Source organism: Cutibacterium sp. KBN10P07758 (assembly GCF_050286205.1).
Lineage (GTDB): Bacteria > Actinomycetota > Actinomycetes > Propionibacteriales > Propionibacteriaceae > Cutibacterium > Cutibacterium acnes.
The window spans coordinates 157,424-181,442 of record NZ_JBNNQV010000001.1; the positions used below are offsets into that span (position 1 = coordinate 157,424).

A 24,019-nucleotide genomic window follows, 5' to 3' on the forward strand; every position below is an offset into this window, starting at 1 on the left:
GGCGAGCGCGTCCCCTCAACAAGGAGAACGATGAAGAAATACGTCGGAATCACAGCATGTCCGACCGGTATTGCCCACACCTACATGGCTGCCGAGAAGCTGGAGGAAACCGCCAAGGAGACCGGTAACCAGATCAAGGTTGAGACCCAGGGATCGATTGGTGTTGAGAATGAGCTCACAGCTGATGACATTCGCGAGGCTGATGCTGTGGTTGTTGCCGCCGACACTGAGGTCGATCTGTCCCGCTTCGACGGCAAGCGGGTCCTGGTAACCGGCGTTCAGGACGGTATTTCACGCCCAGCCGAGCTTTTGGAACAGGCCTTAACCGCTCCGACCCGTGGGGGCGCTGGGGCTGCCGAACCTTCCGACGAGCCAGCCGCCGAAACGGGAACTACCTCGGCCAGTAAGGATGGCAAGGAGTCCGTTGGTCACACCTTGTACACCGCCCTCATGGCTGGCGTGTCCCACATGATCCCGTTTGTGGTCTGCGGCGGCATCATGATTGCTCTGGCTTTGGGCATCGGTGGTAAACCCACTGCTGGTGGCGTCGCCGTTCCTGAGGACAGTTTCTGGCAGACTATCCTGCAAGTTGGCACGTTGGCCTTCTCCCTCATGATCCCGATACTCGCCGGTTTCATCGCCCAGGCCATTGCTGACCGTCCTGGTCTTGTCGTCGGTATGGTCTCCGGTTTCATCGCCAATAGCGGCGCACAGTTTCCCTACCTGACAACAACAGGCCCCGGTGGCACAAAGACCGGCCTCAATACCGGATTTATCGGTGCCATCGTTATCGGCTTCATCGCTGGCTACGTCGCCAAGTGGATGAGGAAGATCCCGTGGCACGAGTACGTCAAGCCGATCGTGCCGATCCTGATCGTCCCGATTTTCGGCACTGCGATCGTCTCGCTGCTGTACGTCTATGTGCTCGGCCGTCCGCTAGCTGCCCTGTTTAACGGGTTAACCCACTTCCTGGCCAGCATGACAACGTCGTCGATAACCGTCCTCGCTATCATCATTGGCCTCATGGTCAGCTTCGATATGGGCGGTCCAGTCAATAAGGTCGCCTTCCTCTTCGCCGGGGGCATGATTGCCGTTGATCAGGGCAAGGTCATGGGACTGGCCGCGGCTGCCATCCCGGTTGCCCCGCTCGGCATGGGCCTGGCCACTCTCATCGATCGTCGTCTGTTCACCAAGCAAGAGCGTGACGCCGGTATTGCTGCCCTCTTTATGGGCTTGTTTGGCATCACCGAAGGTGCGATCCCCTTTGCCGCGGCTGACCCAGCCCGCGTGATCCCGTCGAACATGGTGGGTGGAGCCGTTGCCGCTGTGCTGGCTGGCATGTTTGGCGTTCATGACGTCGTCATGCATGGCGGTCCGATTGTCGGTGTTCTCGGAGCGTGCAAGCCTCTGCTTGGGTTCTTTACGGCGATCCTCATTGGCGCTTTGGTGACGGCTTTCATGTCCCTGGCCCTCAAGAGAATTACCGCCCGCAAGAAGGATCGCGCTGTCACCGCGTGAGTCACCTCGAAAGGAGTTATGACATGGCTACCATCGCAGATCTGCTTGACGAGAGATCTATCGATCTATCCCTCAGCTCAGGAGACAAGGACGACGCTATCGAGAGGATGGTCGATCTCGTCGATGCTAGTGGCGCCTTGCTTGACCGCGACGTGCTTATCAAAGCGGTCCGCGCCCGTGAGGAGGCAGGCACCACAGGACTCGGCGACGGCATCGCTATCCCGCACGGTAAGTGCGACGGTGTCGACCGCCCGGCACTGGCTTTTGCCCGTAGTGACGAGGGTGTGAGGTGGGGAGCCCCGGACGGTTCTTTGGCCAGCCTGGTCTTCCTCATCGCTGTTCCCGAGGCTGCCGCTGGTAATGAACACTTGCGGATTCTCGCTTCGTTGGCGCGTTCCCTAGTCAAGGCTGATTTCCGTAACCAGCTCCTGGCCGCCTCTACTCCTCAGGAGGTTCGCGAGGTGCTGGCTGGCATCAGCGCCTGACATATTCCAGCCCGACGATGTTTGACGAAGTCGGGCGGGAGTGACCATTTTTGTCAGCTGGCCTGGGGGATGGGCACCACCGTTCCCCAGGCTGCGCCGTGTCGGGAATTTTCGCCATCGGATGAGTTGGACGGGGTGTGAATCACCGATCGGCAGGGTTCCCTAAACTGTGCAGCCATGGGATTGCGTGACCTGCTGATGAATCATGGGATGGCCGAGGGCGGCCTTGATCTCCCGGACGTCCTGAACGCTCTCGCTAAGGGTGCGGTACTCGTTGATGTGCGGACAGCTCGTGAGTATGAAGCCGGGCATGCGCCCGGGGCCCGGCTCGTTAGTCCTAAGGAGTTGCTCGCTGACCCCTTCACCGCTGTGTATGGCGATGACCCGCTGGCTGAACCCAACCCCCATTTCATCCTGGTGTGTGACACGGGGTTTCGGTCCGGTCATCTGGTAGCTCCGGTGCGGGAAAAGGGCTACAACTGCGACTTTCTCGCCTCTGGGCTGCATGCTTGGCGCGCGGGTGGGGAGATTCTTATTCCTGGTCCGCCACGAGGTCGCTGAAGCTAACCTCGCGAAACGGGTGTCAGCGTCTGCGCCGCACTTCCTCCTTAACAGAGGCTATGTTCCACCCCGGCGCACTTCATAACAATCCCCACAAAAACATCTCCCTCTTACTGATCGGTAAGAGAGAGATGCGTCGTCATGCGTCAGCGGCGCGACTTATGGGTGGCCGTGACTGTCGTGGTGATGACTGCTCCCAGGCCGACGATCCCGGCAATTCCGGGTAGACCGATCGCGGGATCACCGCCGGTGGAAGGCAGCTGGTAGCGGCGGTGTGGGGTTGCGGAACGGTTCGATCCGTCGGTGTGGCCAGGTAGTGAGCGAGATCGGATGGGATCGCCATGTTGCAATAGCCGTAGCAATGTGTTGAATTCGGAGAACGGCGGGTCGCCCGGTATCCTTCTTCACTAGCTGCCTGTCATGACAGCTGGCCGATCGGGAAGACCCCGATCGGTGGCATTCGCCCTCCTGCCACGGGATGTACCCGTGGCCGCTGAGACCAGAGGAGGTGGAGTCAGCGTATGCGTAAGTACGAGGTCATGATCATCATTGATCCGACCGTCGAAGAGCGTCAGGTCGATTCCCTCATGGAGAAGTACCTGAAGGTCATCACTGACGAGAAGGGCACCGTCGACAATGTCGACGTGTGGGGCAAGCGTCGTCTCGCTTACGACATTCAGAAGAAGTCGGAAGGCATCTACGTCGTCGTCAACGCGACCTGCGAGCCCGCGACCATCCAGGAGTTGGATCGTCTTCTCGCCATCGACGAGAAGATTATGCGCACTAAGGTCATGCGTCCCGAGATCCACTGAGGATCGCGGGTCCCACAAGTCTGTTTGCCCTGTTTCCCAGGCGATACATGGGAGACTGTCCAGGGTGAACGGCACACTGGAACCATTGATTGCAAACTACTAGAACTACTGCGATCTGGAGACTGACATGGCTGGCGAAACACCCATCACGGTGATTGGCAACTTAACCGCCGATCCTGAGCTGCGCTTCACCCCCAACGGGGTGCCTGTCGCGAACTTCACGGTGGCATCAACCCCGCGAACCTTTGACCGACAGACTAATGAGTGGCGTGACGGTGAGGCCATGTTCCTCAACTGCTCGGTGTGGCGCCAGTTCGCCGAGAACGTCGCTGAGTCCCTGTCCAAGGGAATGCGCGTCATCGTCAGCGGCAACCTCAAGGCTCGCTCCTATGAGGACCGCAACGGCAACCGTCGCACCTCCTATGAGATTGACGTCATCGAGATTGGCCCGTCGCTGAAATTCGCTGCGGCGAAGGTTTCGCGTAACCAGTCCTCCGGCGGAGGTAACTGGGGTGGAAACTCCGCTGGTGGCCAAGGCGGTTGGTCTGGTGGCAATGGTGGCCAGGGTGGTAACTGGGGTGGAAACCCCGGGAACCAGGGGTCCTATAACAACGGTGACGCCAACCGTGGTGGTGGAGTCGATCCCTGGGCCTCAGCCCAGACCGACGAGCCCCCGTTCTGATCGGTAGGGCTACACCGCTGACAAGCGGCGTCATCAACAAACATCAGGTTCGGCGCCCCTATTCGGGGTCGCGGACAAGGCACATTCCGGCAAGAGCCGGGCTTTCATACGAAGGAGAGCACCACAATGGCCGGTCCACAGCGCAAGTCTGTGAACAAGAAGAAGGTCGTCCCCATCAAGACCGTGCATATTGGCGCGGTCGACTACAAGGACACCGCCCTGCTGCGCAAGTTCATCTCTGAGCGAGGCAAGATTCGCGCACGTCGCGTCACCGGGCTGTCTGTCCAGGATCAGCGCAAGGTCGCTATTGCGATTAAGAACGCACGCGAACTCGCACTGCTCCCGTACGCCTCGACGGCTCGCTGAGAAGGGGGAAGACATGAAGCTCATTCTCACTGCTCCGGTGGCCAAGCTCGGTGTCCCCGGTGACATCGTCGAGGTCAAGGACGGTTATGGCCGTAACTACCTGCTGCCGCAGAATTACGCCATCAAGTGGACGCGCGGTGCTGAGGCCCAGATCAAGGACATCACTCGCGCCCGTAAGGCTAAGGAGATCAAGTCCAAGGAGGAGGCTGAGCAGATCCGCTCGCAGCTGGAGCACCTGGTCGTCCAGGTGACTGTCCAGGTCGGCGAGAACGGTCGTCTGTTCGGGGCCGTGACTCCTGGCGATATTGCGCTGGCAGTCAGGAAGGCCGGTGGCCCCGCCCTCGAGAAGCGGTCCATCGAGATCACCAAGCCGATCAAGACCATCGGCAAGCACACTGTCGGCGTCAAGCTGCATGACGCTATTAAGGGTCACGTCACGGTCGAGACTGTTCCCGCCGCGTGATCTGACGTACACGCAGACATAAGGGAGGGCATCCAACTGGGTGCCCTCCCTTTGCTCCGTCACCACCGGCGAAAGTAAATGACGAAGTAATCTCATTACGGTGCTTCAGGGGTTTCGCGCGCGGCCGCCAATACCAAAGATGATGTGTCAACCCCAGGTAGCGATGGTGTTGAGTGCAGCTCGTCCGGCACTGTGCTCCTCGCGCTGTGTTTCACTTGCCACCGTTGGCACCTCCTTCAGCGTCGTGGTTGGAACGCGGCCCGTCCTTGAAGGAAAAGGTGACAGTGTTCACAGCTTTATAACACATGTGAGGGGGTGAGTTGTGACAGACGACGTCGACTGGCAGCCCGGTATTGTGTTCACCCACACCTTGTCCCTTACCCTCGACGACAAGGCCCAAGAGATCCTTCAAAGTATCCGGGACCAGCTCATGGCAGTTGGCGTACCTGTCTTGCACCAGCCAGCCCATATCACGGTCGCGGCGGTTTCGACCATGGAGGGAGTCGACTCTCATCTTGTTGATGTCGGGTGGCCCGAGAGAATCACGCTCACGAAATCATGTCGCCTTCCTAATTCCGACGGCGTCGTCGGGTTGTGCCCTCACGACCCCACCTCTTCTGACCCCGTGACGATTTTTGACACCTCGAGCGAGGGGGAGCCGGAATTGTGTTCCGCACCTCCCTCTGTTGGTAGTTTTCGCGCGCTGACCTGTCTACCGGAGGACCTCCGGCGACCTCATGAGTTGCTGCACCGGCGGTTGGCTGCGGCGGGGGTCATCGCTTTCAACTATTACGGCCCTAGGTGGTGGAACCCCCACGTCACGATGGGGTATCAAGTTCCGCCCGAACTACAAGGGCGAGCCGTCAGAATTGTCGCTGGCGTGGGGTCTTTGGAAGTGGGGGTAGCAGGGGTCTCAGTCTGGCGGGTAGGTGATGGCCACGCCTACCGTCTGTGGCCCTGACTAGGCGGCGAAGATCGCTGATCTCACGTACCGTCAGATTTCCCTCGCCACTGCGGGCTATCCCGGGCATCGCCGCCTGGGTGCGGGCCTAGGCGGTGAGGAATCCATGGCCGCGGGAAATCATTAAGCGGGTGCGGATGACCCAGCCTTGAAGGCCTTCGGCGCCGAGCTGGGGACTCGTGGCCAGGGCGAGGGTGAATAAATGCGAAAAACGTCGCCTCGAGTAAAGAAGGGTCACTGAGATGATGCGGCGCGACCCGAGGTGACTTTTTTCGACACCCATCCGCCGGTCACCGGTCTGCGCTTGGATCGCCCACATAACATTGAAACATGAACATGTCCGATGACATCCTCAAAGCTTTCAACGATCAGATCACCCTCGAACTCACTGCCGACATGACCTACCGCCAGTTGGCTATCGAGGCCGACGCACAGGATCTTTCCGGGATGGCTGCATGGCTACGCCATCAGGCTGACGAGGAGATCGTTCACGCCAACAAGTTCATTGATCACACCCTCGATCGCGGTAGCCATCCGCGTATCGGCACTATCGAGGCCCCTGAGGTTGAAGTCGGCCTCTCTGCGCTCGAGATCTTCCAGGCTGCTCTGGCCCACGAGGAAAAGGTGTCTGAGGCTATTCGCGAGCTCTACCGTGCCTGCACCTCAGCTGGTGATATCGACGCGATTCCGCTGTTGCAGTGGTTCATCAATGAGCAGATCGAGGAAGAGGCGACTGTTGACGAAATCGTCGGTCGCATTGAACTCATTGGGGACGACGGCCCGGGGTTGCTCCGTCTCGACGCTGAGCTTGGTTCCCGCAACGTGGAGTCCACCGAAAACGAAGGGTGACGTTAGACCTCTTTCGGGAAACGATATGCGCGGCCTGCGCCATGATCGCTGTGCGGTTGTGGCGCGCGTAACGAACGGGAACCCGGTCCCGGTCACGGCTGCCAATATGAGGTGACAGGGATGCGGACGTTGTCGCTCTCAGCGTCTAGTGTGTGAGCCCGGGTGCACTGACCCCCATCCGCACGGCCCCCCAATCGAGAGGTTTTCATCCGTGAACTGGCTGCACGCCATCATCCTCGGCATAGTCGAGGGCATCACCGAGTTCCTGCCTGTTTCCAGCACCGGACATCTGCGTATCGTGGAGAAGCTGCTGGGGTACGACATCCAGGGTGCCGGGATCACTGCCTTCACCGCGATCATTCAGGTTGGTGCGATCATTGCCGCCATTCTGTATTTCTGGTCTGACATCGTGCGCATCGTCGTCGCATGGTGCAAGGGTCTGGCCCACAAAGAAGACCGTGACGACCCGGACTACACCCTCGGCTGGGGAATCATCCTGGGCTCGATTCCGGTGGGCGTCGTAGGGCTGGTATTCAAGGACGCCATCGAGACCACGCTGAGCTCTCTGTGGGTGGTTGCCATTGCTCTTATCCTCTGGAGCGGTGTGATGTGGTTGGGCGATCGTCAGTTGGGCCTCAACAGGGGCATGAAAGAGATTGGCATCGTCGACGCCATTGTTATCGGGTGTTTCCAGGCTCTGGCCCCGCTCTTTCCTGGTATCTCCCGTTCGGGTGCGACGATTTCTGCCGGTTTGTTCCGCAAGTTCGACCGTGCCACAGCCACCCGACTCTCATTCTTCATGGGCATTCCGGCGCTGGTTGCGGCCGGGATTTACGAGTCGGTCTCCGCCGCTAGTGACATTTCCATCGCTCAAGGTGGTGCTGTCGCGATCGGTTGGGGGCCGACGATTCTGGCGACCGTGGTCTCCCTCATCGTGGCCTACGTTTCCATCGCGTGGCTGCTGAAGTTCGTCTCGTCGAATAAGTTCACTGGGTTCATGTGGTACCGCGTCGTCGTGGGGCTCATCATAATTGGTCTGATTCTGTCCAACGTCGTCACCGCCTGACCTGAAATGCGACAAGCTTGGTGTGAGCAGGGAATGCCCCAGGTGGACCGTTTTAGTCTCCCGACTCGGCGTCCATGGAGCGGTTGAAGTCCTGCTTTATTGCGCGCCAACCGTCAGCGTCGCGACCAGCGAACCAGTAGGCCGACGGGTGAATGCGGTCCCTGGGCAACCCACGTTCTAGCCGCAGGTGGCGGCGCATCGGACGGACCATGGCGGCCTCTCCGTGAACGAAGGCGTGGGTGTTCTGGGGAAGGTCTAGGCCTTGGACGGTGGCGACGATCCCGTCGGGGTCGCGAGGCGCCGTCACGACGGTGACGCGGTCGGTTAGGGGAAGGGGGTAATCGTGGTGGCTGTTGACGCGAACGATGGTCGCTCGGGCCGATATCGGTAGGGTGGCAAGGGTATTCGCGACCGCGGGGAGGGCCACCGCGTCGGCGACGGCGAGCAGGTGGCAGATGTCGTCGGGCGTCTGTCAGTGACCTCCCGGTCCACGAACCGCGACTTGATCTCCCGGCTGGACGGCCTGGGACCACTGGGTGCCGGGCCCACGATGGGCTTCGGTTCCGGACTCAGGGCCAAACCAGGACGTCAATGCCCCACGACCCATCCTCGAACCACCTGCGCCGGGTGTATGTGCGTAGAAACGGCAGTGCTGCATCGTCACGGACGGGTTGGCGCAAGTCAGAGCCATCAGATGGCAGGACGATTTTGACGTGCTCGTCGACCGAGGTGATGGATGGCATACCGCAAGGCTCGAAGTCGATCGAAATGACATGGGGGATGTCATGGCGGACCTCGCGGATCCGTGCGAGACATTGGGTTTTGGCCATGGGGGCCAGGTTACAGCAATTACGAAACGGTTGAGTTTTTAAATGGGCGGAGGTCCTTGCTGGGGGAGGGGTACCCGAGGGTCCGAAACAAGTCTCCTCAGGAGTTATCCACAGGGTTATCCACCAACTGGGGACAACTCACATGGATGTAATTTCAACCAATGTCGTTTCTGAATCCAGCTACCTGAGTCCCCATAGGGGCGGCGATGGCGCCGACTGAGGTGTGGTGCGAAAAATGTCAGCACAGCCGGGGAAAGGGCACTGGAGTGCCTGGCCGTGACGTTGGCTGACAAAAATCGCCGGGTAGCAGAGCGGTGTTCGTCGGGAGTGGAAAAGGGGGTACGAGAGCAGGCGAGGCGTGAGGGGAAACCTCACGTAGGCGCTGATATGTTGCCGCCGGGTGGACAATAGACCGGCAGCGAACTCAGGAGGTCAGGCCAGTGACGGTTCCAGAACTTTTCGGAGACCCGGATCAATGGCCTGACGACGACCTTATCGCGATTACGGGAGTGCTCAGTCCGCACCTAGTGTTGGCGGCCCTCCACGAAGGTGTCTTCCCTATGCCCATTACCGGCGATGAGGTGCCGCGGGAACTCCGAGGTGCGACGGCGTGGTGGTCTCCCATGCGCCGCGGCATCCTGCTACCCGGCCAGCTCAAGGTCGCCCGCAGCCTGCGCAAAACGACCAAACACCACACGACGTCCGTCGACCGCGCCTTTGATGAGGTCATCACGCGGTGTGCAGACCCGACGCGCCCCTATGCCTGGATTGGCGATCGGGTTATGGAAGTTTACCGGTACCTCCATGATCGCGGGTGGGCCCATTCAGTTGAGACGTGGAACGCGCAAGGCCGTCTGGTAGGAGGCCTCTACGGCGTTAGTGTTGGGGGATTTTTCAGTGGTGAGTCTATGTTTCACGACCCGGAGTATGGCCGTGATGCCTCCAAGACGGCTCTGATGAGGTTGGTCTGCGAACTTGGCCCTGGTCTCCTTGACGTGCAGTGGAGCACTCCACATTTGGCCAGACTTGGCGTCATCGATGTGGACCGCGCTGAGTACCTTGCCCTTCTTTCCGACGCCCTTGAGCGTCCGAGCCCACAGTGGACGAGTCTAGATGACCCAGCGTGGAATGGCGGTCACCTACTCGAGCGATTGCGAAAAATGACCAACTAGCGGAGTCGCGGTTTCGAAACTTGCAGTATGCACAGAGGTCGCGGAAACGATATATGGGCTCACAGCTGCGGCACAGAAAATTGCCGATAATCGTGACGCCATAACGCGATTCGTTCTGGTTGCAAGAGGTGGTCAGATGATGGCTCGAACGGCGATGATCGAACCGCTGTTGTCATCGTTCCCTCGAGTGACCATCCGGGTACCTTGCTGGAAATCTTGCAACATTTCACTTTCCGGAAAATTAATATGTCGAGAATTGCGTTCCGTCCTACGAAGGACCGCCTCGGTGGGTACTGCTTCTCTATCGATGCCATCGGCCACGTCGAGGACGAGAGGATAGCTGATGCGCTGAAAGGGTTGTATCGAAGCAGCCGAATGATGATCTTTCTTAGGTTCTATCAAAAGTGTCTTCACAAGGGGTTTTACCTCGCTAGAAGGACCTAGCGCGGTCCGTGCTTTCAGTGATGAGGACTATGTCGCGGCCGAGGAGTAGATTGCCCAGGTCGCTGGAAAATAATGACGGTCTCGCCTTCCCGGGAGTCGCGCACCTTACCACGGTTAGGTTGTCGGAACAAGGGTTTGGAGAATTCTGTAGAAGTCGGTCGTCAGGATGGTTTGTGTGTGACTCCCCGGTCCGTATCGTTGAACACATCAACCGAGCCCGTTCGGTTCCCCGGCGGGATTTGGTAGAAATCAAAACGAAGGGACATAAGAATGACGAACGACAAGACGCCTACGAACGCTACTATCGACGCTCTTTACGACCGCAGTGTTGTTGACCAGTCCGGTAACAAGATCGGCGAGATCGGTCAGGTTTACCTCGATGACGCCTCAGGCCAGCCGGCTTGGGTGACTGTCAAGACTGGGCTTTTCGGACGCAATGAGACCTTCGTCCCCTTCAAGGGCCTGGAGACCTCAGGCGACCAGATCCGCGCTCCCTACACCAAGGACAAGGTGAAGGATGCCCCGAACGTTGACCCCGACGGTCACCTCTCTGAGGACGAGACTGACGAGCTTTACCGTTACTACTCCGACACTTTCGCTTCGGACTCGAAGGCCGCCGATACAAACACGAACCAGGGTGTTGCTGGTCAGAAGGTTGCCGGCACCGAATCTGCCGCTGATACCAAGGCTCAGACCACGGCTGATCAGAAGTCCCCGGTCGCCGGGGATGGTTCGGTCGTCCGCCACGAGGAGCGCCTCAACGTGGGCAAGGAGCGAGTCGAGAGTGGACGCATGCGTATCCGCAAGCACGTCGTTCACGACACTGAGACCGTGGAGGTTCCGGTTGAGCGTGAGGAGATCCACGTCGAGCGCGTTCCCCTTGACGAAAAGGTCGCCGCTGACGATGCCAAGCTTTCCGAGGGCACCCAGGACATCGTGACCCATGAGGAGCGCCCGGTCGTCAATAAGGAGACTGTCGGCGTCGAGAAGATCAAGATTGGTAAGGAGGCCGTGCAGGACACCGAGACCGTGTCCGGCAAGGTTGCCAAGGAGCAGATCGACATCGATAACGCCAAGCACACCAAGTGATGCACTGACGACGGGTGAGGCCCAGATTCCTACGGCCTGGGCCTCTGTCTGCGTCGGGATGCCATTAGGCCGGTAGGATCGGTCACATGATCGATCCCAAGCTCCTGCGAACGGATCCGGACGCCGTTCGTCGCTCCCAGGCCGCCCGCGGCGAGGACTCCTCGGTTGTGGACGACGTTGTCGCCGCAGATGAGGCTCGTCGTGAGGCTATTGCTGCCCATGAGAACCTGCGTGCAGAACAGAAGGGACTCGGCAAGCGAATCGCTAAAGCATCCGGTGACGAGAAGGCGGAGTTGCTGTCCCGTACTAAGACGATTTCCGGTGAGGTTGCTGACCTCAAGAAAGCCGCGGACGAGGCAGATGCCAAGTTTACCGAGCTTGCCAAGACTCTCGGCAATATCGTTATTGACGGGGTTCCTGCTGGTGGTGAGGATGAAGGTGTCATCAAGGAAACCGTCGGAACTCCCCGCGATTTTGCCGCTGAAGGGTTCGAGCCTAAGGATCACCTCGAGATCGGTGAAGCCCTCGGCGCTATCGATATGGAGCGCGGCACAAAGATTTCTGGATCCCGGTTCTACGTCCTCACCGGCGTTGGCGCTCAGTTGGAATTCGCGCTGCTCAACCTAGCGATGTCTAAAGCGGCTCAGTGGGGATTCACCCCCATGATCCCGCCGGCCCTCGTCAAGCCGTCGGCTATGGAGGGTACCGGATTCCTCGGTCAAGCTGCCGATGACGTTTACTACTTACCCAAGGATGACCAGTACCTTGTCGGAACTTCCGAGGTGGCTCTAGCAGCTTTCCATTTTGACGAGATTCTCGACGATGCCGAGTTGCCCAAACGCTACGTCGCCTTTTCTCCATGCTACCGACGCGAGGCTGGCTCGTATGGCAAGGACACCCGCGGTATCTTTCGCGTTCATTGGTTCGACAAAGTCGAGATGTTCGTTTATTGCCTACCGCAGGAGGCTGAGGCCTGGCATGAGAAGTTGCTGAGTTTCGAGAAGGACTTCATTACCGCGCTACAAATCCCGTTCCAGGTGCTCGACGTTGCTTCCGGTGACTTGGGCCTGTCTGCTGCCCGCAAGTTCGATTGTTATGGCTGGCTGCCAACCCAGAACCGCTATCGTGAGATCACCTCGACGTCGAACTGCACTACCTTCCAGGCCCGGCGCCTGTCTATTCGCCATCGCGGACCTGACGGCGTTGAACCCCTGGCCACTCTCAATGGCACCTTATGCGCGATGACTCGCATCATCATCATGCTGTTGGAGAACCACCAGCAGGCTGATGGCTCGGTGCGCATACCCGAGGCACTGCGTCCTTATCTGGGTGGGCGTGAGTTCATTGAGCCTGTGAAGTGAACGACGACCCGTACTACCGGGAGCTGCCCGACGGCACGATTAAGCAGGTTAACCCGTTTACTGGAACGAAAGTGTGGACGGTTCCGGGCCGCGGTGCGCGGCCACTGGGTAAGCCAGCCGAGCAAACTCGGGAATTGGCCGACCATGACCGTCGTGCCGCGTGCGTGTTCTGTCCCGATAATTATTTGTCTACGCCGCCGGAGAAGACCCGGCTGGTGAAGCGGGCGGGCGGCCTGGTGCGCGGCCATGATCTCATCCGTTGCGTTCCGGCTGACCGACTCGACGCGACGGTGCCGGAGTTTCGACGCGTCCCCAATCTTTTCGAGATCCTGTCGTGGCGGTATTGGCAGCTCAACTGGGGGATGAGCTTGCCTCGGGCAGCGCGGGACTGGCAGGAGGAATACCTGTCTAACCCGTCAGGGGAGGCTCACGTGAGGTCGGGCCTTAACGCCAAGTTCAAGGCGGTGGGGTCAGACCGGCGCGCCGAGGACCTCGGTCCCCAAGAACTACGCGAGGCTTCCGCAGCCTTCTTTGCCGGCGGACATGACGTCATCGTCGCTCGTCGCCATTACACCGATGAGGGCACGACAACCGCCGACATTGCTGGATCGGCGAGTCTTTCCGTCAACGAGCATCGGGCGTTCATGGCGCTGACCGTCGATTCAATGGCTCAGCTGCATCGTCACAACGAACATGTGCGATATGTGGTGGTTTTCCAGAACTGGCTTAAGCCGGCTGGGGCTTCTTTCGATCACTTGCATAAGCAGGTGGTGGCAATTGACTAGGTCGGTGCCGATAATGAGTCGGTGCTGCCGAAGGCTGTCCTCGACCCGGGCATTTTTAATCGGTGGGGACCCGACTTTGCGGTAGAGCATGGTCTAGTGCTGGCCTGCAATGACGGCGCCGTCATGACGGTTGGATTCGGGCATCGCTACCCGTCGGTGGAGGTGTGGTCGACGAGCCGGGTTGATCAGCCCTGGCGGGTTGACGATGAGGGAATCGACGCCGTTTCAGATCTCCTGCATGCCGCGCACGTAGCCGTCAGCGACGATGTGCCTGCCAATGAGGAGTGGCATTACCGCCCGATGGGTACGGGAGTGCCGGTACCGTGGCGGATCATCCTTAAGCTGAGAACCTCGACCCTGGCCGGATTTGAGGGCGGGACGAAGATTTACGTCAATACCATCTCACCGACGACGTTGGCCGCCATGCTGTTGCCGAAGTTGTTTGAGGCGCGGGCAGCTGGGCGAATCGCGGCGATGAACTTGGGGGATGAATGCGAGATCCCCAGGGGAGTGCTAGCCGTGACCCGGGAGAGGTGAGAGGTAGGCGTAGTTTAGTGCCCGAGCTCATACTCGATTGTGCATGGATCACTAGCACTGCGCGCAGTGATCATGGGACCCACATCGAGACCAGGTGGGGAAGTAGCTAGCCTGTGTTCATGGAACCCAGCCGGTCAACAATTACGGCACTTGAGGTGTTGGGTGCTTTGTCTGAGCACGTTGAGCCACAATATGCAAGTGCCTTGGCGCGGCGGCTGGGCATTCCGAGAACTACGACGTACCGAATACTTGCTGCGCTCGTGAGCGAGGGCTACGCCGTCCATGATTCAGAGTTGGGTAGGTATTCGCTTGGCCCAGCGGCCTACGAGTTGGCCGCTGCGTACCAACGGCAGGAGCCGTTGCGCCGCGTGAGTCTCCCGATTATCGACCATCTTGTGGACGAAACCCATTCGAGTATTCACCTTGCATTACTTCGAGGATCTGAAGTCATATACGTTGTGGAGCAGCGGGGCATTCATACCCCCTCACTCATAACTGAGGTCGGGGTTCGGCTCCCGGCTGAAATTACTGCGAGCGGGAGGGCGATGCTGTCCTGCCTGTCATGGACCCAGGTGGATGCGCTGTACCCGAGTTCGGCCGAATTGTCGGCTGGTCATTCAAATTCGCCGACGTCGACTACTGAGCTTCATGCGATGCTCGCTGAAACACGAAAACGCGGGTGGGCGCGCGAAATCGATTCGGTGACGGTCGGATGGTCGACTCTGGCTGTCCCAGTTGTAGATGTCTCGGGCTATCCGTTGGCTTCGCTTGCCACGACGTACAGAACGGCGCTTGAGAGCAGCCAGCTCGATCAGGCGCTCCTTGGCCATCTCTTCGCGGCTGCTCGAGCGATCCAGTATCGACTGGGTGCGCGCTGAGCTGCCGAAATTGATATAAAGATCACACTGTACAAGAAATTGCGTCAGATTTGTCACTAAATTGTGGCGGTGTTTCTCATCTGGAACTGACTATTTCTTATGTGAAACAGCTGACGGTGTCACAGTATTGCGTGCTTTCGATGCTGCTTAGTATCTTGCTTTTTGTAAGAGAACTGCTGAAAGCAATGAAGCCGGAAGCGCGATCGATAATGATGTGGAGTCAGAATGCTGTATCACTTGTCAGAAGAGCATGAAATGCTGCGCCAGTTTGTTCGAGAATTCGCTGAGTCGCAGCTTGCTCCCAACGCTGCAGAAGTCGACGATAAAGGAGTTTTTGCGCAGCAGCAGTATGATGCTCTCGTTGAGGCGGGTTTCGCGGCTCCTGGAATCCCAGAGCAGTATGGTGGCGACGGTGCGGATGCGATTGCGTCCGCAATAATCATGGAAGAGGTCGCTCGAGTCTGTGCGTCGTCGTCCACCGTCATATCGTCCAATGAGCTTGGTACCGTCCCCCTTCTCAAATACGGTAGCGAGGAGCAGAGGAAACGTTATCTTTCTGAAGTTGCGTCGGGTAAGGCGCTTTTCGGATATGCGCTCTCCGAGGCTGATGCTGGATCAGATCCAGCTGCACTAAAGTGTCGAGCCGACGAAGATGGGGACAGTTTCGTCCTGAACGGTGTCAAGGCTTGGGTCACGGAGGCTGGCGAGGCCAAGTACCTGGTGGTATTTGCGGTTACTGACCCAGACGATCCGCGCCACAGAATCAGCGCGTTGATGGTCCATGCAGATGACCCGGGCATTAGCTACGGGGCTCCGGAGCACAAAATGGGGATACGCGGGTCAGTTACCAGGGAAGTGGTTTTCAAGAATACGCGTATCCCCAAGGAACGAGTAATTGGCCGTCGAGGGCACGGTCTGAGTGTTGCTTTGGGTACGCTTGACAACTCTCGTGTCTCGATTGCTGCTCAAGCAGTGGGAATTGCCCAGGGAGCTTTAGACATTGCCACGGATTACGTCCAGAAGCGCAAGCAGTTTGGCCAGCCACTATCCAATTTTGAGGGAATCCAATTCATGCTCGCAGACATGGCAATGCGTTTGGAGGCGGCGCGAGCGCTGACATACTCTGCAGCTGATCGTAGTGGGCGCCAGACTGACGATGTGAGTTACTTCGGCGCGGCGGCCAAATGTTTCGCTTCCGACACAGCGATGGCAGTGTGCACAGATGCAGTCCAGCTGCTCGGTGGCATCGGCTATTCCAAGGATTCTGCTGTCGAGCGGATGTTCCGAGACGCCAAGGTGACACAGATCTACGAGGGCACGAACCAGATCCAACGGATCGTTATCGCGCGTCAGCTGTTTAACCGGTCACGCTGACGTCTGTGTCCGGGATGAGTAAGAAAGGAACTTGATCGTGTCCAAAGGTGTGCTCGAGGGAGTCAAAGTTCTCGATCTCTCGCGTGTCCTGGCAGGCCCGTACTGCGGTGCTTTCCTTGCAGATCTAGGTGCTGATGTGGTCAAAGTCGAGGCACCGAATGGTGATGACGCGCGTCATTTGGGACCTTTCAAGGGCGAGGAGAGCGTATACTTCGCTGAATTGAACCATGGTAAACGGAGCGTCGTCCTGAATTTCAAAGATCCCAAGGACCATGAGCGTTTCATGAAGCTCGTTGAGCATGCAGACGTCGTGTTAGAAAACTTTCGACCTGGAGTCACGAAGCGTTTGGGAGTGGATGCGGAAAGTGTACATAAAACCAATCCGCGAATAATATACGCCAGCATTTCGGGTTTCGGTCAAGAGGGGCCGTTCCGAAATCGTCCCGCGTATGATCTCATTGTACAGGCGATGAGCGGAATCATGGCTGCCACGGGTCCTGAAGGAGGAAAGCCGACACGCGTTGGTGAATCACTGGGTGACGTCGTTTCAGGGATTTTCGCCGGATGGGCGATTTGTGCAGCACTGTATGAGCGTGAGCGTACTGGGGTCGGTCGTACTGTCGACGTTTCAATGTTCAATTCTTTGCTTGCGTTGCAGGTGACTAATCTGAGTCTCCTTCTTGCCGATGGAAAATTGCCGGGACGAATCGGAAATCGTCATCCGGTTTCGGTTCCATTCGACACCTACCCTGCTAAGGACGGACTGGTTGCCTTGGCAGTGGCAAACGATCGAATTTGGGCACGCTTGGCCGACCTCATGGGAAGGCCGGACCTTGGTGCCAACGATGCCTATCTCGGTGATATGAACCGCGCGAATAAACGACAAGAGCTCACGCAGTTGGTGTCCGGGTGGACGCAGACGATGACCGTTGCCGAACTGTTGCGGAAGACCGAGGAAGCAGGTGTCCCTGCTGCACCCATCTGGGATCTCAAAGAGGCGCTTGAAAGTGAGCATGTGGTTGCGCGCCATTCGCTCGGTCACTTCACACACCCGGAGCTCGGAAAGATGCCGTACCTACGATTTCCGGCGGACTTCGGGTGCGGCAATCTGGAGGTGTCCTCGGAGTCGTCGCCGCGTTTGGGTGAACAGACAGCAGGAGCCGTCGCCGCTGAATGGGGCCGATCGGCGAATGACGACAAATGAATGTCTGACGTGGAGTACGTGAAGTTCGCGGGAGTTCTGTCTGCCATCCGCTAAGTGACTGATGACCAAATCGGACCGATATTATGTGTCGGCCAGAAGGGAAAACCCATGACAATTGCTGTGGCATATAAAGTAGCCGCTAATCCGCAGGACGCACGTGTAGAACCAGATGGGAGGATCGATTGGTCCCGCGGGAAACTCGGCATCAGTGACTATGATCCGGCCGCGATTCAGGTTGCCAGAGAGGCGGCCGATGTTTCTGGTACCGAACTTGTGGGTGTCAGTGTTGGAACGGTCGCAGCGACTGCTGCCAAGGAGAAGAAAAACGTCTTGGCTCGTGGTCTGGATCGAGTTATGACCTTGGGGGACGACAAGACGAGTGAATGGTCGAGCGTCCAGGTTGCGGGCGCGCTCGCGGCTCTCATCCAACGAATCGGGGGTGTCACTTTAGTCGTTACTGGAGATGCGTCTGTTGACGAGGGTGCGCAATTGATGCCTGCACTTGTTGGAGCTCGCCTCGGACTTCCTACTTTCCTGGAAGTCACGCACGTCGAGCCTTCTGGAACGGGTTGGCAAATTACGCAAAACTACGACGGTGGTAGCCGTGTTGTCCGCACGGATGGTGCTGCGGTTATTGCCACCACTCCAGATGCGACGACTCCGAAAGCGCCGGGAATGAAGGACATTCTTAAGGCGGCGAAGAAGCCGATGGAGGATGTGAAGTGCTCCGAGTTGGATCTTTCGCGGGCAACGGTGAATGTTGTCTCGCGTGGGCCAGCTCCGGTGAAGGAGCGGAAGCATCAAGTGTTCAGTGGGGATGGTGCTGCTGCCCAACTTGTTGCTGCACTCCGTGATGCATCGGTCATTTGACAAGAATTAAACAGGCGTGAAAGGGAGTCTTGATGTCGACGAGTTGGATTGTCACTGCGCAGCCAAACATTTCTCATATGCTGGAGTTGACTGGCCAGAGAGGTGACAGCACGGTCGTAGTGGCTGTTGGTGTGGCTGCCGATCGTTTTTCCGGGGCCGATCGCGTTGTTCAGATTGAACTTCCGGCAGCGGTGCCGGTCGAGGCGGTGGCTGGATTCGCGGCGGAACAGGTCGCAGCTGAGCCCGGCGATGTGGTCCTTGCTGGCACTTCTTCTGCGGACCGTGTTCTTGCAGCTGCGGTGGCTGTCCAGCTTGACGCACCCATTTATCGTGGTCTGCAAGAGCTGGAAGCTGGCAAGGCTACTGTGCTGCAGTTGGGTGGTGTGTTGGAGCAGACGCTCTCGCTTTCCACGCCGATCGTGTTCGTGTGCGAACCTGGGGGGCCATCTGAGGGACCATGCCCTGAGCTGACGCAGGTGAGCGCAACCGTAGATGGGGCCACCGTGGTCTCCAGTGACAAGGCTGGTAGCCAGGCCACGAATCTGGCTGCTGCGAAACGCATTGTTGCTTGTGGACGCGGTTTTCGTGAGGAGGCAGACCTTCATATTGCGCATGACTTGGCTGCACAGTTAGGTGCGGAGCTCGCGTGTTCGCGTCCTCTAGCTGAAGGGGTGAGCTGGTTTGAGAAGAAACTCTACGTAGGAATCTCCGGAGCACAGGTTTCACCTGAGCTCTACATTGCGGTGGGAATTTCTGGCCAGCTGCAGCATGTTGTCGGCATGAATAAGTCCCAGACTGTCGTCGCTATCAATTCGGATTCAGATGCGCCTATTTTTGAGCAGGCTGATTATGGAATTGTCGGAGACCTCTATGCAGTTCTTCCCGAGCTGACAAAGGCATTGGCGCGATGACTGGGATCGCAGAACTGTTGCGGGGTGTGGGCTCCCAGCCTTCGGAGACACCGCCGCCGTTGTGGGATGTCCCGGGCGTTGAGCCTGATTTCGATGTCATTGTCGTCGGGGGTGGTGTGGCTGGTGCCGTCGCGGCGTACGAGCTAGCTGGTGAGGGGCACGAAGTACTCCTTGTCGAGCGTGGCCGAGAACCTGGAAGCAAAAATCTCTCAGGAGGTGTTCTTTACTGTCGGGTCCTTGAGGAGATATTTCCGAACTTCCTTCGAGATGCTCCGGTCGAGCGCAAGATCATTCGCAACCAACTGATGTTTCTGAATAGGGATTCGTCTGTTGCAGTTGATTATCGAGATGCGCGACTCGTGGACCCCGTTAACGCTGTTACCGTCCTTCGGGCGAAACTTGATCCGTGGCTGTCGGAAAAATGCGAGGAAGCTGGCGTCACTGTGATGTCAGGTGTTCGCGTTGACTCGTTGATCGAGCGTGATGGGCAGTTCGTCGGGGTTCGAGCTGGTGACGATGAGTTGTATTCGCGTGTGGTCATTGCTGCCGACGGTGTGAATTCATTTCTGAGTCGTGACGCTGGGCTCCGTGGACCGGAGCCTAAGAACAATCTTGCCGTCGGCGTGAAGTCGGTAATTGGCCTTGACCCGAAAGTCATCGAAGAACGGTTCCAAGTTAAGAACGGCGAGGGGGCAGCGTACGCGGTTGTCGGTGACTGCACGAAAGGTGTTGGGGGAGGTGGGTTCCTTTACACGAATATTGACAGCGTGTCAGCCGGGATCGTCCTACGGTTGGATGATTTAGAAAGGAGTGGGGAGTCAAGCTCGCAGCTGCACGACCACTTCTTGACGCACCCGGTTGTTGCGCCACTCCTTGCTGGTGGCGAGCTGCTGGAATACGGCTGTCATCTTGTAGCTGAAGGTGGTGCCAGTATGCAGCACGACCTGGTTGCGCCAGGGCTCTTGATCGTCGGCGACGCTGCCGGCTTTACGCTGAACACTGGGTTTACGGTACGGGGGATGGACCTCGCTGCAGGTTCCGCCCTCGCCGCTGCGAAATCGGTTGATCTAGCCTTGCGTAACCATGATGTCGGTCATGGGACTCTGGATGGTTATATCTCCACTTGCAATGAAAGTTTCGTGGGTCGCGACATGAATACTTATCGGAACGCCCCGGCATTCCTGGAATCTCCAGAAATGTACGACGATGTCGGTCAGCTCGCGGCGGACGTGATGTATAAGATTTATGGTCTCGATATGACCCCTCGAAAACACTTACTTCCGACGGTAGCCTCTGCGGTGAGGTCATCGAACCTGAGTTTTTCCCAGATCGCCTCAATCGGGTTCAGAGCAATGAGGGCATTGTGATGACAGCAAAAAGTGATGGTTTCGGGTCTGTAGCCTGTCGTCTTGCAAAAAATCATTATGACGTGGATGAGGATAACAGCCACATTCATGTTAACCAAGACATTGCGCGCGGAACAGGTACGGGAAAGCTATTGGTGCGAGTGTGTCCGGCGCACGTGTATTCAGAGGAGTCCGATGGCACTATTTCCGTGGAGTACGCAGCGTGTCTGGAGTGTGGCACTTGTCTGGCGGTTGCTGCGCCAGGCTCGCTTGAATGGCACTATCCCGCAGGTGCAATGGGTATCTCGTTCAGAGAAGGATGAAGTCCTTGTGGGCGACTGTAAAGCGACATGGCCGTCGCTCGGTAGGAGGAATTGTGGTGTCCGCGCCAAATAGTGCTCAGGATGAAATTCGTCATGGAAATACGGCTCCAACCGCTTCTGGGGCTGGTCGCGGTGTTGAGAAGCGAACGATTGATATGGTTCCTGACGACGAAAGGCACGGCGCTCCGAAGAGTCAGTTCACACTGTGGTTCGGAGTGAATATGCAGATTACGGCTGTCGTGAATGGTGCTTTGGCGATTGTTTTCGGGGCCGATGTTGTATGGGCGATAATTGGCCTTTTTATTGGGCAAGTCATCGGCGGCGCTGTTATGGCGCTCCATTCCGCTCAGGGGCCCGCGCTGGGGCTCCCACAAATGATCAGTTCGCGGGCACAGTTTGGCGTTTATGGTGCTGTGCTTCCGCTGTTTCTCGTACTGCTTCTCTACTTTGGCTTCGCTGCTACTGGAACTGTCTTGGCTGGACAAGCTATCAACAATGCATTTGGTGTCCAGTCCAGGTGGATCGGAATACTGGTTTTTGCAGCTCTGACGGCAATTATTGCCATGTTTGGGTATGACCTAATCCACAAGCTGGGGAAGGTGTCATCGACAATTGGCCTCCTGGGGCTGCTTTATGTCGCGGTTCGTCTGTTCCAAGTGAGTTCCTTTGGGCCGCAGCTGACCGATGTGCACTTCTCGGTGGTGCCTTTCCTCCTGTCGATTGCTTTAGCGGCAGGATGGCAGTTGACTTACGCACCGTATGCCAGTGATTACTCACGCTATCTTCCCCGTGACACGAAGTTTGGGAGTGCGTGGTTCGGTCCCTTCGCGGGATCAGTACTTGGAGCTACGATTTCGATGACGCTGGGTGTGTTCATTGCTGCTGCTGGTGGTCAAGCTTTCATTGGCGATCAGGTTGGGTTTATGGGGAACCTTGCCCAGAATCGTGTTTTGGCGATCTTGGTTTTCATCTCCATTGTGATTGGCAAGCTGACCATCAACACCTTGAATGCGTATGGCGGAGTCATGGCGTTGTCGACAGCTCTTTCGGGTTTCACCGGTAAGAGTAGTGTCTCTCCGAAGACTCGTTTCGGTTTCGTGATTGGTTTCAATGTTGTGGTTGTCCTGACGGCGCTCGCGGCGTCGTCGGATTTTCTGCAAGTTTTCAAGTCTTTCATCTTGACTCTGCTGATGTTTTTCCTGCCATGGTCGGCGATCAACTTGCTGAACTATTACCTTATATGTCGTGGCTGTATTGACATTCCTGCGCTGTACACTCCGAGGGGCCGTTATGGCAAGCTCCACTGGCCGACCATTGTTGTTTATTTGCTAGGCGTGGTTGTGCAGATTCCGTTCATCTCTCAGGCCTTTTATGTGGGGCCGGTCGCCGCAGCGATGGGTGGAGCGGACATCTCGTGGCTCGTGGGCCTTGTTGTTACAGCGTTGGTATATTTTCCGCTTGGCAGACGAGCGTTTGATTACCCCTTGGAGATAGTCTATCCGAAGGATGTGGAGCTGGATCCAAGCATTGTTTCTCGGTAGGTTGGTGATTTTGCTGTGGTTGTTCCTGGAGAACACCCGTATGCGAGTCATTTGCTTGGGGGAATGTAAATGGTCGTGGTCCACAGGCTTGTGGGACCACGACCATTGTTAGTTGTGAGAGGAACCTTGCGTTGTTTCCTGAGGCTGTCAGGCTCCCGTTCCTGTTGCTGGGAGGGCCTTCGCGTGGATCAGTGCGGGGGCCGCGATGCGGGTGTGATGAGACCCGAGGTTGTGGCGGTCCGTTGTCCGGCTGATCGGCGTGGTGGTTGTGGCCCCGTGGGTTGGGGTTGGGGTCGGTGTTGGAGTGGGCGTTGGTGTCGGTGTCGGAGCCGGTGTCGGTGTCGGAGCCGGTGTCGGTGTCGGAGCCGGTGTCGGTGTCGGAGCCGGTGTCGGTGTCGGAGCCGGTGTCGGTGTCGGAGCCGGTGTCGGTGTCGGTGTCGGAGCCGGTGTCGGTGTCGGAGCCGGTGTCGGCGTAGGAGTCGGGGTCGGCGTAGGAGCCGGTGTCGGCGTAGGAGTCGGCTCGGGGGTGCAGGCCTTCTGGACGAGTCCGTCCAGGGTTGGTAGTTCAGCCTTGAGTTGCTTGTAGACTGCTATGGCTTCCTGGGTGTTGCGGATGTCGACGATTTGCCGGGCGATGTCCTTGACGAGCTTGGCGGTGTTGAACGCCAGTAGCGGCTCCTTGGCCAGGCGCTTGACGATATGCGGTGCAAGGCTGATGGCAATGGACTTGTCTATTCCAGCCCTGACCAGGTGAGTGACGATGCGTGCACTCAGGATCGGAGAGCTGATAATCGCGGTCGCGACAGCGGCGTCGAAGGCGCGGCCGATGACGTGCTCGATGGCTGCCTTCTGGAGATGGACGCCCCTTCGGATGAGAAGAGCTGCTTGGGCGGCGATCTCAGCTTTGATGAGTTCGAACTTCGCGATGGGCCCGAGGGCGGGGTTCAGTGCGGTGGCGACGATCGCCACGGCGGTGGCTCGTGCCAGGTGCTTGTCGATACCAGCAGCGACGAGGTTTGCGATGACCGCGTTCTTGAACGCGGCTGATCCTAGTGCGTTGGGGATGATCGACGCGCCTAGGATGGCCTTGAAGCTGAGGTCGATGGCTGCAGCTGCGTGTTGGACCGCAGCGTCTGCTACGAGGCCCAGCTGGGAAGCGACGAGGACCTTCAGTCGGTGATGGTTGATGGTAAGGGTACCCTCTGCTGCCATTTCGGCGGCGATACGGGGGGCCAGGGCGGCTGCGTCGGCTGCGCTGAGTCCAGCCTTGACGAGTGCTCCGACGATCGCGCCGCGCAGTTTCAGGTCGTTGATGATGGCTTTGCGGCAGTCCTCGCTGATCTTTGTCGTGGCGCGGGGGCTGAAGGCAGCTGACTGGGTTATGGAGCTGTTCCCGTTAGAAGCAGCATTCGCGGGGAGGGGGGTGATAGCTGATAGTGAGCCGATTAAGGCAGTTGCTGTCACAGCTGCCACAGTGATTCTTGTTCGACGCATCGTTTCTCCTAGGGGTTGGAAACTTGGTGATAGCTAACCTGCGGTTAACAAGCTGAAATGCTACCACTAAGACAGCTCGCCTTTTTCGCATATGTCG

28 protein-coding genes and 2 pseudogenes are annotated in these 24,019 nt (G+C 58.0%); 24 read left to right on the forward strand and 6 right to left on the reverse strand.

What is annotated here, in order from left to right; translation table 11 throughout:
* Positions 1-30: 30 nt before the first annotated feature.
* From ACOYO3_RS00730 to ACOYO3_RS00740, 3 genes are all read left to right on the forward strand, one after another.
* Entirely contained in the window at positions 31-1,518 is a 1,488-nt protein-coding gene (locus tag ACOYO3_RS00730) for a PTS fructose transporter subunit IIC (protein ID WP_002518152.1), read from the forward strand.
* Between the two features lie 23 nt (positions 1,519-1,541).
* On the forward strand, positions 1,542-2,003 hold the full coding sequence (locus ACOYO3_RS00735; protein ID WP_002516475.1) for a PTS sugar transporter subunit IIA: 462 nt from the start codon (positions 1,542-1,544) through the stop codon (positions 2,001-2,003).
* Positions 2,004-2,180: 177 nt separating this feature from the next.
* Positions 2,181-2,564: a rhodanese-like domain-containing protein gene (locus ACOYO3_RS00740; protein ID WP_002518157.1), complete on the forward strand. Its 384-nt coding sequence runs from the start codon at positions 2,181-2,183 to the stop codon at positions 2,562-2,564.
* Between the two features lie 146 nt (positions 2,565-2,710).
* Here ACOYO3_RS00740 and ACOYO3_RS00745 read toward each other — a convergent pair whose 3' ends face one another.
* Positions 2,711-2,914 carry a hypothetical protein gene (locus ACOYO3_RS00745; protein WP_002516461.1) on the reverse strand — a complete coding sequence of 68 codons (204 nt, stop codon included), beginning with the start codon at positions 2,912-2,914 and terminating at the stop codon, positions 2,711-2,713.
* Between the two features lie 171 nt (positions 2,915-3,085).
* Here ACOYO3_RS00745 and rpsF point away from each other — a divergent pair, with 171 nt between their 5' ends.
* The 5 genes from rpsF to ACOYO3_RS00770 all read left to right on the forward strand — a co-directional run bounded on the left by rpsF (position 3,086) and on the right by ACOYO3_RS00770 (position 5,848).
* A complete protein-coding gene (gene rpsF / locus ACOYO3_RS00750; protein ID WP_002514175.1) occupies positions 3,086-3,376 on the forward strand; it encodes a 30S ribosomal protein S6 in 291 nt (96 codons plus the stop codon).
* Between the two features lie 127 nt (positions 3,377-3,503).
* Complete coding sequence (locus ACOYO3_RS00755) at positions 3,504-4,058, forward strand: single-stranded DNA-binding protein (RefSeq protein WP_002516468.1); 555 nt, start codon at positions 3,504-3,506, stop codon at positions 4,056-4,058.
* A 126-nt stretch (positions 4,059-4,184) separates the two neighbouring features.
* Entirely contained in the window at positions 4,185-4,424 is a 240-nt protein-coding gene (gene rpsR / locus ACOYO3_RS00760) for a 30S ribosomal protein S18 (protein ID WP_002514173.1), read from the forward strand.
* Between the two features lie 13 nt (positions 4,425-4,437).
* A complete protein-coding gene (gene rplI, locus ACOYO3_RS00765; RefSeq protein WP_002514172.1) occupies positions 4,438-4,887 on the forward strand; it encodes a 50S ribosomal protein L9 in 450 nt (149 codons plus the stop codon).
* 322 nt (positions 4,888-5,209) lie between these two features.
* Complete coding sequence (locus ACOYO3_RS00770; protein WP_002518153.1) at positions 5,210-5,848, forward strand: hypothetical protein; 639 nt, start codon at positions 5,210-5,212, stop codon at positions 5,846-5,848.
* 88 nt (positions 5,849-5,936) lie between these two features.
* Here ACOYO3_RS00770 and ACOYO3_RS00775 read toward each other — a convergent pair whose 3' ends face one another.
* A complete protein-coding gene (locus ACOYO3_RS00775; RefSeq protein ID WP_002516437.1) occupies positions 5,937-6,167 on the reverse strand; it encodes a hypothetical protein in 231 nt (76 codons plus the stop codon).
* 11 nt (positions 6,168-6,178) lie between these two features.
* Here ACOYO3_RS00775 and ACOYO3_RS00780 point away from each other — a divergent pair, with 11 nt between their 5' ends.
* On the forward strand, positions 6,179-6,697 hold the full coding sequence (locus tag ACOYO3_RS00780; RefSeq protein WP_002516445.1) for a ferritin: 519 nt from the start codon (positions 6,179-6,181) through the stop codon (positions 6,695-6,697).
* 211 nt (positions 6,698-6,908) lie between these two features.
* Positions 6,909-7,763: an undecaprenyl-diphosphate phosphatase gene (locus ACOYO3_RS00785; protein WP_002516473.1), complete on the forward strand. Its 855-nt coding sequence runs from the start codon at positions 6,909-6,911 to the stop codon at positions 7,761-7,763.
* A gap of 52 nt (positions 7,764-7,815) precedes the next feature.
* Here the strand turns inward: ACOYO3_RS00785 and ACOYO3_RS00790 are convergent, their stop codons facing one another.
* The 3 genes from ACOYO3_RS00790 to ACOYO3_RS00800 are packed head-to-tail and all read right to left on the reverse strand — an operon-like array spanning position 7,816 to position 8,593.
* The gene (locus ACOYO3_RS00790; RefSeq protein ID WP_002516463.1) at positions 7,816-8,190 is read right to left on the reverse strand and encodes a siderophore-interacting protein; all 375 of its coding nucleotides are present in this window, start codon (positions 8,188-8,190) and stop codon (positions 7,816-7,818) included.
* 45 nt (positions 8,191-8,235) lie between these two features.
* The gene (locus ACOYO3_RS00795; RefSeq protein ID WP_002516443.1) at positions 8,236-8,370 is read right to left on the reverse strand and encodes a hypothetical protein; all 135 of its coding nucleotides are present in this window, start codon (positions 8,368-8,370) and stop codon (positions 8,236-8,238) included.
* Positions 8,333-8,593 (reverse strand): hypothetical protein, encoded by a 261-nt coding sequence (locus ACOYO3_RS00800; RefSeq protein ID WP_002518495.1) that lies wholly within the window; start codon positions 8,591-8,593, stop codon positions 8,333-8,335. The genes ACOYO3_RS00795 and ACOYO3_RS00800 overlap by 38 nt, the downstream gene beginning before the upstream one ends.
* A 440-nt stretch (positions 8,594-9,033) precedes the next feature.
* Between ACOYO3_RS00800 and aat the strand changes: the two genes are divergently transcribed.
* From aat to ACOYO3_RS00870, 14 genes and pseudogenes are all read left to right on the forward strand, one after another.
* The gene (gene aat / locus ACOYO3_RS00805; RefSeq protein WP_002518151.1) at positions 9,034-9,765 is read left to right on the forward strand and encodes a leucyl/phenylalanyl-tRNA--protein transferase; all 732 of its coding nucleotides are present in this window, start codon (positions 9,034-9,036) and stop codon (positions 9,763-9,765) included.
* Positions 9,766-9,793: 28 nt separating this feature from the next.
* Positions 9,794-10,105: pseudogene (locus ACOYO3_RS00810) on the forward strand (hypothetical protein); the annotation flags it as partial.
* Entirely contained in the window at positions 10,012-10,209 is a 198-nt protein-coding gene (locus ACOYO3_RS00815) for a hypothetical protein (protein WP_002516368.1), read from the forward strand. The pseudogene ACOYO3_RS00810 and the gene ACOYO3_RS00815, both read left to right, overlap by 94 nt.
* Positions 10,210-10,479: 270 nt before the next feature.
* Positions 10,480-11,298, forward strand: coding sequence for a DUF2382 domain-containing protein (locus tag ACOYO3_RS00820; protein WP_002516363.1), 819 nt, complete (start codon positions 10,480-10,482; stop codon positions 11,296-11,298).
* A gap of 86 nt (positions 11,299-11,384) precedes the next feature.
* Positions 11,385-12,659, forward strand: coding sequence for a serine--tRNA ligase (gene serS, locus ACOYO3_RS00825; protein ID WP_427305712.1), 1,275 nt, complete (start codon positions 11,385-11,387; stop codon positions 12,657-12,659).
* Positions 12,660-12,730: 71 nt separating this feature from the next.
* Positions 12,731-13,981: pseudogene (locus tag ACOYO3_RS00830) on the forward strand (DUF4921 family protein).
* Between the two features lie 119 nt (positions 13,982-14,100).
* The gene (locus tag ACOYO3_RS00835) at positions 14,101-14,859 is read left to right on the forward strand and encodes an IclR family transcriptional regulator (protein ID WP_002519730.1); all 759 of its coding nucleotides are present in this window, start codon (positions 14,101-14,103) and stop codon (positions 14,857-14,859) included.
* A gap of 225 nt (positions 14,860-15,084) precedes the next feature.
* On the forward strand, positions 15,085-16,233 hold the full coding sequence (locus ACOYO3_RS00840; protein ID WP_002514161.1) for an acyl-CoA dehydrogenase family protein: 1,149 nt from the start codon (positions 15,085-15,087) through the stop codon (positions 16,231-16,233).
* Positions 16,234-16,270: 37 nt separating this feature from the next.
* Complete coding sequence (locus tag ACOYO3_RS00845; protein WP_002516351.1) at positions 16,271-17,437, forward strand: CaiB/BaiF CoA transferase family protein; 1,167 nt, start codon at positions 16,271-16,273, stop codon at positions 17,435-17,437.
* A 108-nt stretch (positions 17,438-17,545) separates the two neighbouring features.
* Complete coding sequence (locus tag ACOYO3_RS00850) at positions 17,546-18,307, forward strand: electron transfer flavoprotein subunit beta/FixA family protein (protein WP_002516253.1); 762 nt, start codon at positions 17,546-17,548, stop codon at positions 18,305-18,307.
* Positions 18,308-18,384: 77 nt separating this feature from the next.
* Positions 18,385-19,218 carry an electron transfer flavoprotein subunit alpha/FixB family protein gene (locus ACOYO3_RS00855; protein ID WP_002519729.1) on the forward strand — a complete coding sequence of 278 codons (834 nt, stop codon included), beginning with the start codon at positions 18,385-18,387 and terminating at the stop codon, positions 19,216-19,218.
* Positions 19,215-20,585, forward strand: coding sequence for an FAD-dependent oxidoreductase (locus ACOYO3_RS00860; RefSeq protein ID WP_002524517.1), 1,371 nt, complete (start codon positions 19,215-19,217; stop codon positions 20,583-20,585). Before ACOYO3_RS00855 ends, ACOYO3_RS00860 begins: the two co-directional genes overlap by 4 nt.
* A complete protein-coding gene (locus ACOYO3_RS00865; RefSeq protein WP_002524518.1) occupies positions 20,585-20,887 on the forward strand; it encodes a ferredoxin family protein in 303 nt (100 codons plus the stop codon). The genes ACOYO3_RS00860 and ACOYO3_RS00865 overlap by 1 nt, the downstream gene beginning before the upstream one ends.
* Before the next feature lie 53 nt (positions 20,888-20,940).
* Entirely contained in the window at positions 20,941-22,428 is a 1,488-nt protein-coding gene (locus ACOYO3_RS00870; RefSeq protein ID WP_193371708.1) for a purine-cytosine permease family protein, read from the forward strand.
* Between the two features lie 147 nt (positions 22,429-22,575).
* On the opposite strand, the gene ACOYO3_RS00875 is transcribed toward ACOYO3_RS00870, so the two are convergent.
* Positions 22,576-23,922 carry an adhesin gene (locus ACOYO3_RS00875; RefSeq protein ID WP_427305713.1) on the reverse strand — a complete coding sequence of 449 codons (1,347 nt, stop codon included), beginning with the start codon at positions 23,920-23,922 and terminating at the stop codon, positions 22,576-22,578.
* Positions 23,923-24,019 lie beyond the last annotated feature (97 nt).

Excerpts from the sequence above, each read along its gene's own strand:
- ACOYO3_RS00780 (WP_002516445.1), top strand. The coding sequence starts at position 6,179 with ATGAACATGTCCGATGACATCCTCAAAGCTTTCAACGATCAGATCACC.
- ACOYO3_RS00860 (WP_002524517.1), top strand. The coding sequence starts at position 19,215 with ATGACTGGGATCGCAGAACTGTTGCGGGGTGTGGGCTCCCAGCCTTCG.
- ACOYO3_RS00740 (WP_002518157.1), top strand. The coding sequence starts at position 2,181 with ATGGGATTGCGTGACCTGCTGATGAATCATGGGATGGCCGAGGGCGGC.
- rpsR (WP_002514173.1), top strand. The coding sequence starts at position 4,185 with ATGGCCGGTCCACAGCGCAAGTCTGTGAACAAGAAGAAGGTCGTCCCC.
- ACOYO3_RS00755 (WP_002516468.1), top strand. The coding sequence starts at position 3,504 with ATGGCTGGCGAAACACCCATCACGGTGATTGGCAACTTAACCGCCGAT.
- rplI (WP_002514172.1), top strand. The coding sequence starts at position 4,438 with ATGAAGCTCATTCTCACTGCTCCGGTGGCCAAGCTCGGTGTCCCCGGT.
- rpsF (WP_002514175.1), top strand. The coding sequence starts at position 3,086 with ATGCGTAAGTACGAGGTCATGATCATCATTGATCCGACCGTCGAAGAG.
- ACOYO3_RS00840 (WP_002514161.1), top strand. The coding sequence starts at position 15,085 with ATGCTGTATCACTTGTCAGAAGAGCATGAAATGCTGCGCCAGTTTGTT.
- ACOYO3_RS00795 (WP_002516443.1), bottom strand. The coding sequence starts at position 8,370 with ATGGGTCGTGGGGCATTGACGTCCTGGTTTGGCCCTGAGTCCGGAACC.
- ACOYO3_RS00730 (WP_002518152.1), top strand. The coding sequence starts at position 31 with ATGAAGAAATACGTCGGAATCACAGCATGTCCGACCGGTATTGCCCAC.
- ACOYO3_RS00850 (WP_002516253.1), top strand. The coding sequence starts at position 17,546 with ATGACAATTGCTGTGGCATATAAAGTAGCCGCTAATCCGCAGGACGCA.
- ACOYO3_RS00865 (WP_002524518.1), top strand. The coding sequence starts at position 20,585 with ATGACAGCAAAAAGTGATGGTTTCGGGTCTGTAGCCTGTCGTCTTGCA.
- serS (WP_427305712.1), top strand. The coding sequence starts at position 11,385 with ATGATCGATCCCAAGCTCCTGCGAACGGATCCGGACGCCGTTCGTCGC.
- ACOYO3_RS00815 (WP_002516368.1), top strand. The coding sequence starts at position 10,012 with ATGTCGAGAATTGCGTTCCGTCCTACGAAGGACCGCCTCGGTGGGTAC.
- ACOYO3_RS00855 (WP_002519729.1), top strand. The coding sequence starts at position 18,385 with ATGCTGGAGTTGACTGGCCAGAGAGGTGACAGCACGGTCGTAGTGGCT.
- ACOYO3_RS00775 (WP_002516437.1), bottom strand. The coding sequence starts at position 6,167 with ATGTGGGCGATCCAAGCGCAGACCGGTGACCGGCGGATGGGTGTCGAA.
- ACOYO3_RS00835 (WP_002519730.1), top strand. The coding sequence starts at position 14,101 with ATGGAACCCAGCCGGTCAACAATTACGGCACTTGAGGTGTTGGGTGCT.
- ACOYO3_RS00875 (WP_427305713.1), bottom strand. The coding sequence starts at position 23,922 with ATGCGTCGAACAAGAATCACTGTGGCAGCTGTGACAGCAACTGCCTTA.
- ACOYO3_RS00735 (WP_002516475.1), top strand. The coding sequence starts at position 1,542 with ATGGCTACCATCGCAGATCTGCTTGACGAGAGATCTATCGATCTATCC.
- ACOYO3_RS00800 (WP_002518495.1), bottom strand. The coding sequence starts at position 8,593 with ATGGCCAAAACCCAATGTCTCGCACGGATCCGCGAGGTCCGCCATGAC.
- ACOYO3_RS00820 (WP_002516363.1), top strand. The coding sequence starts at position 10,480 with ATGACGAACGACAAGACGCCTACGAACGCTACTATCGACGCTCTTTAC.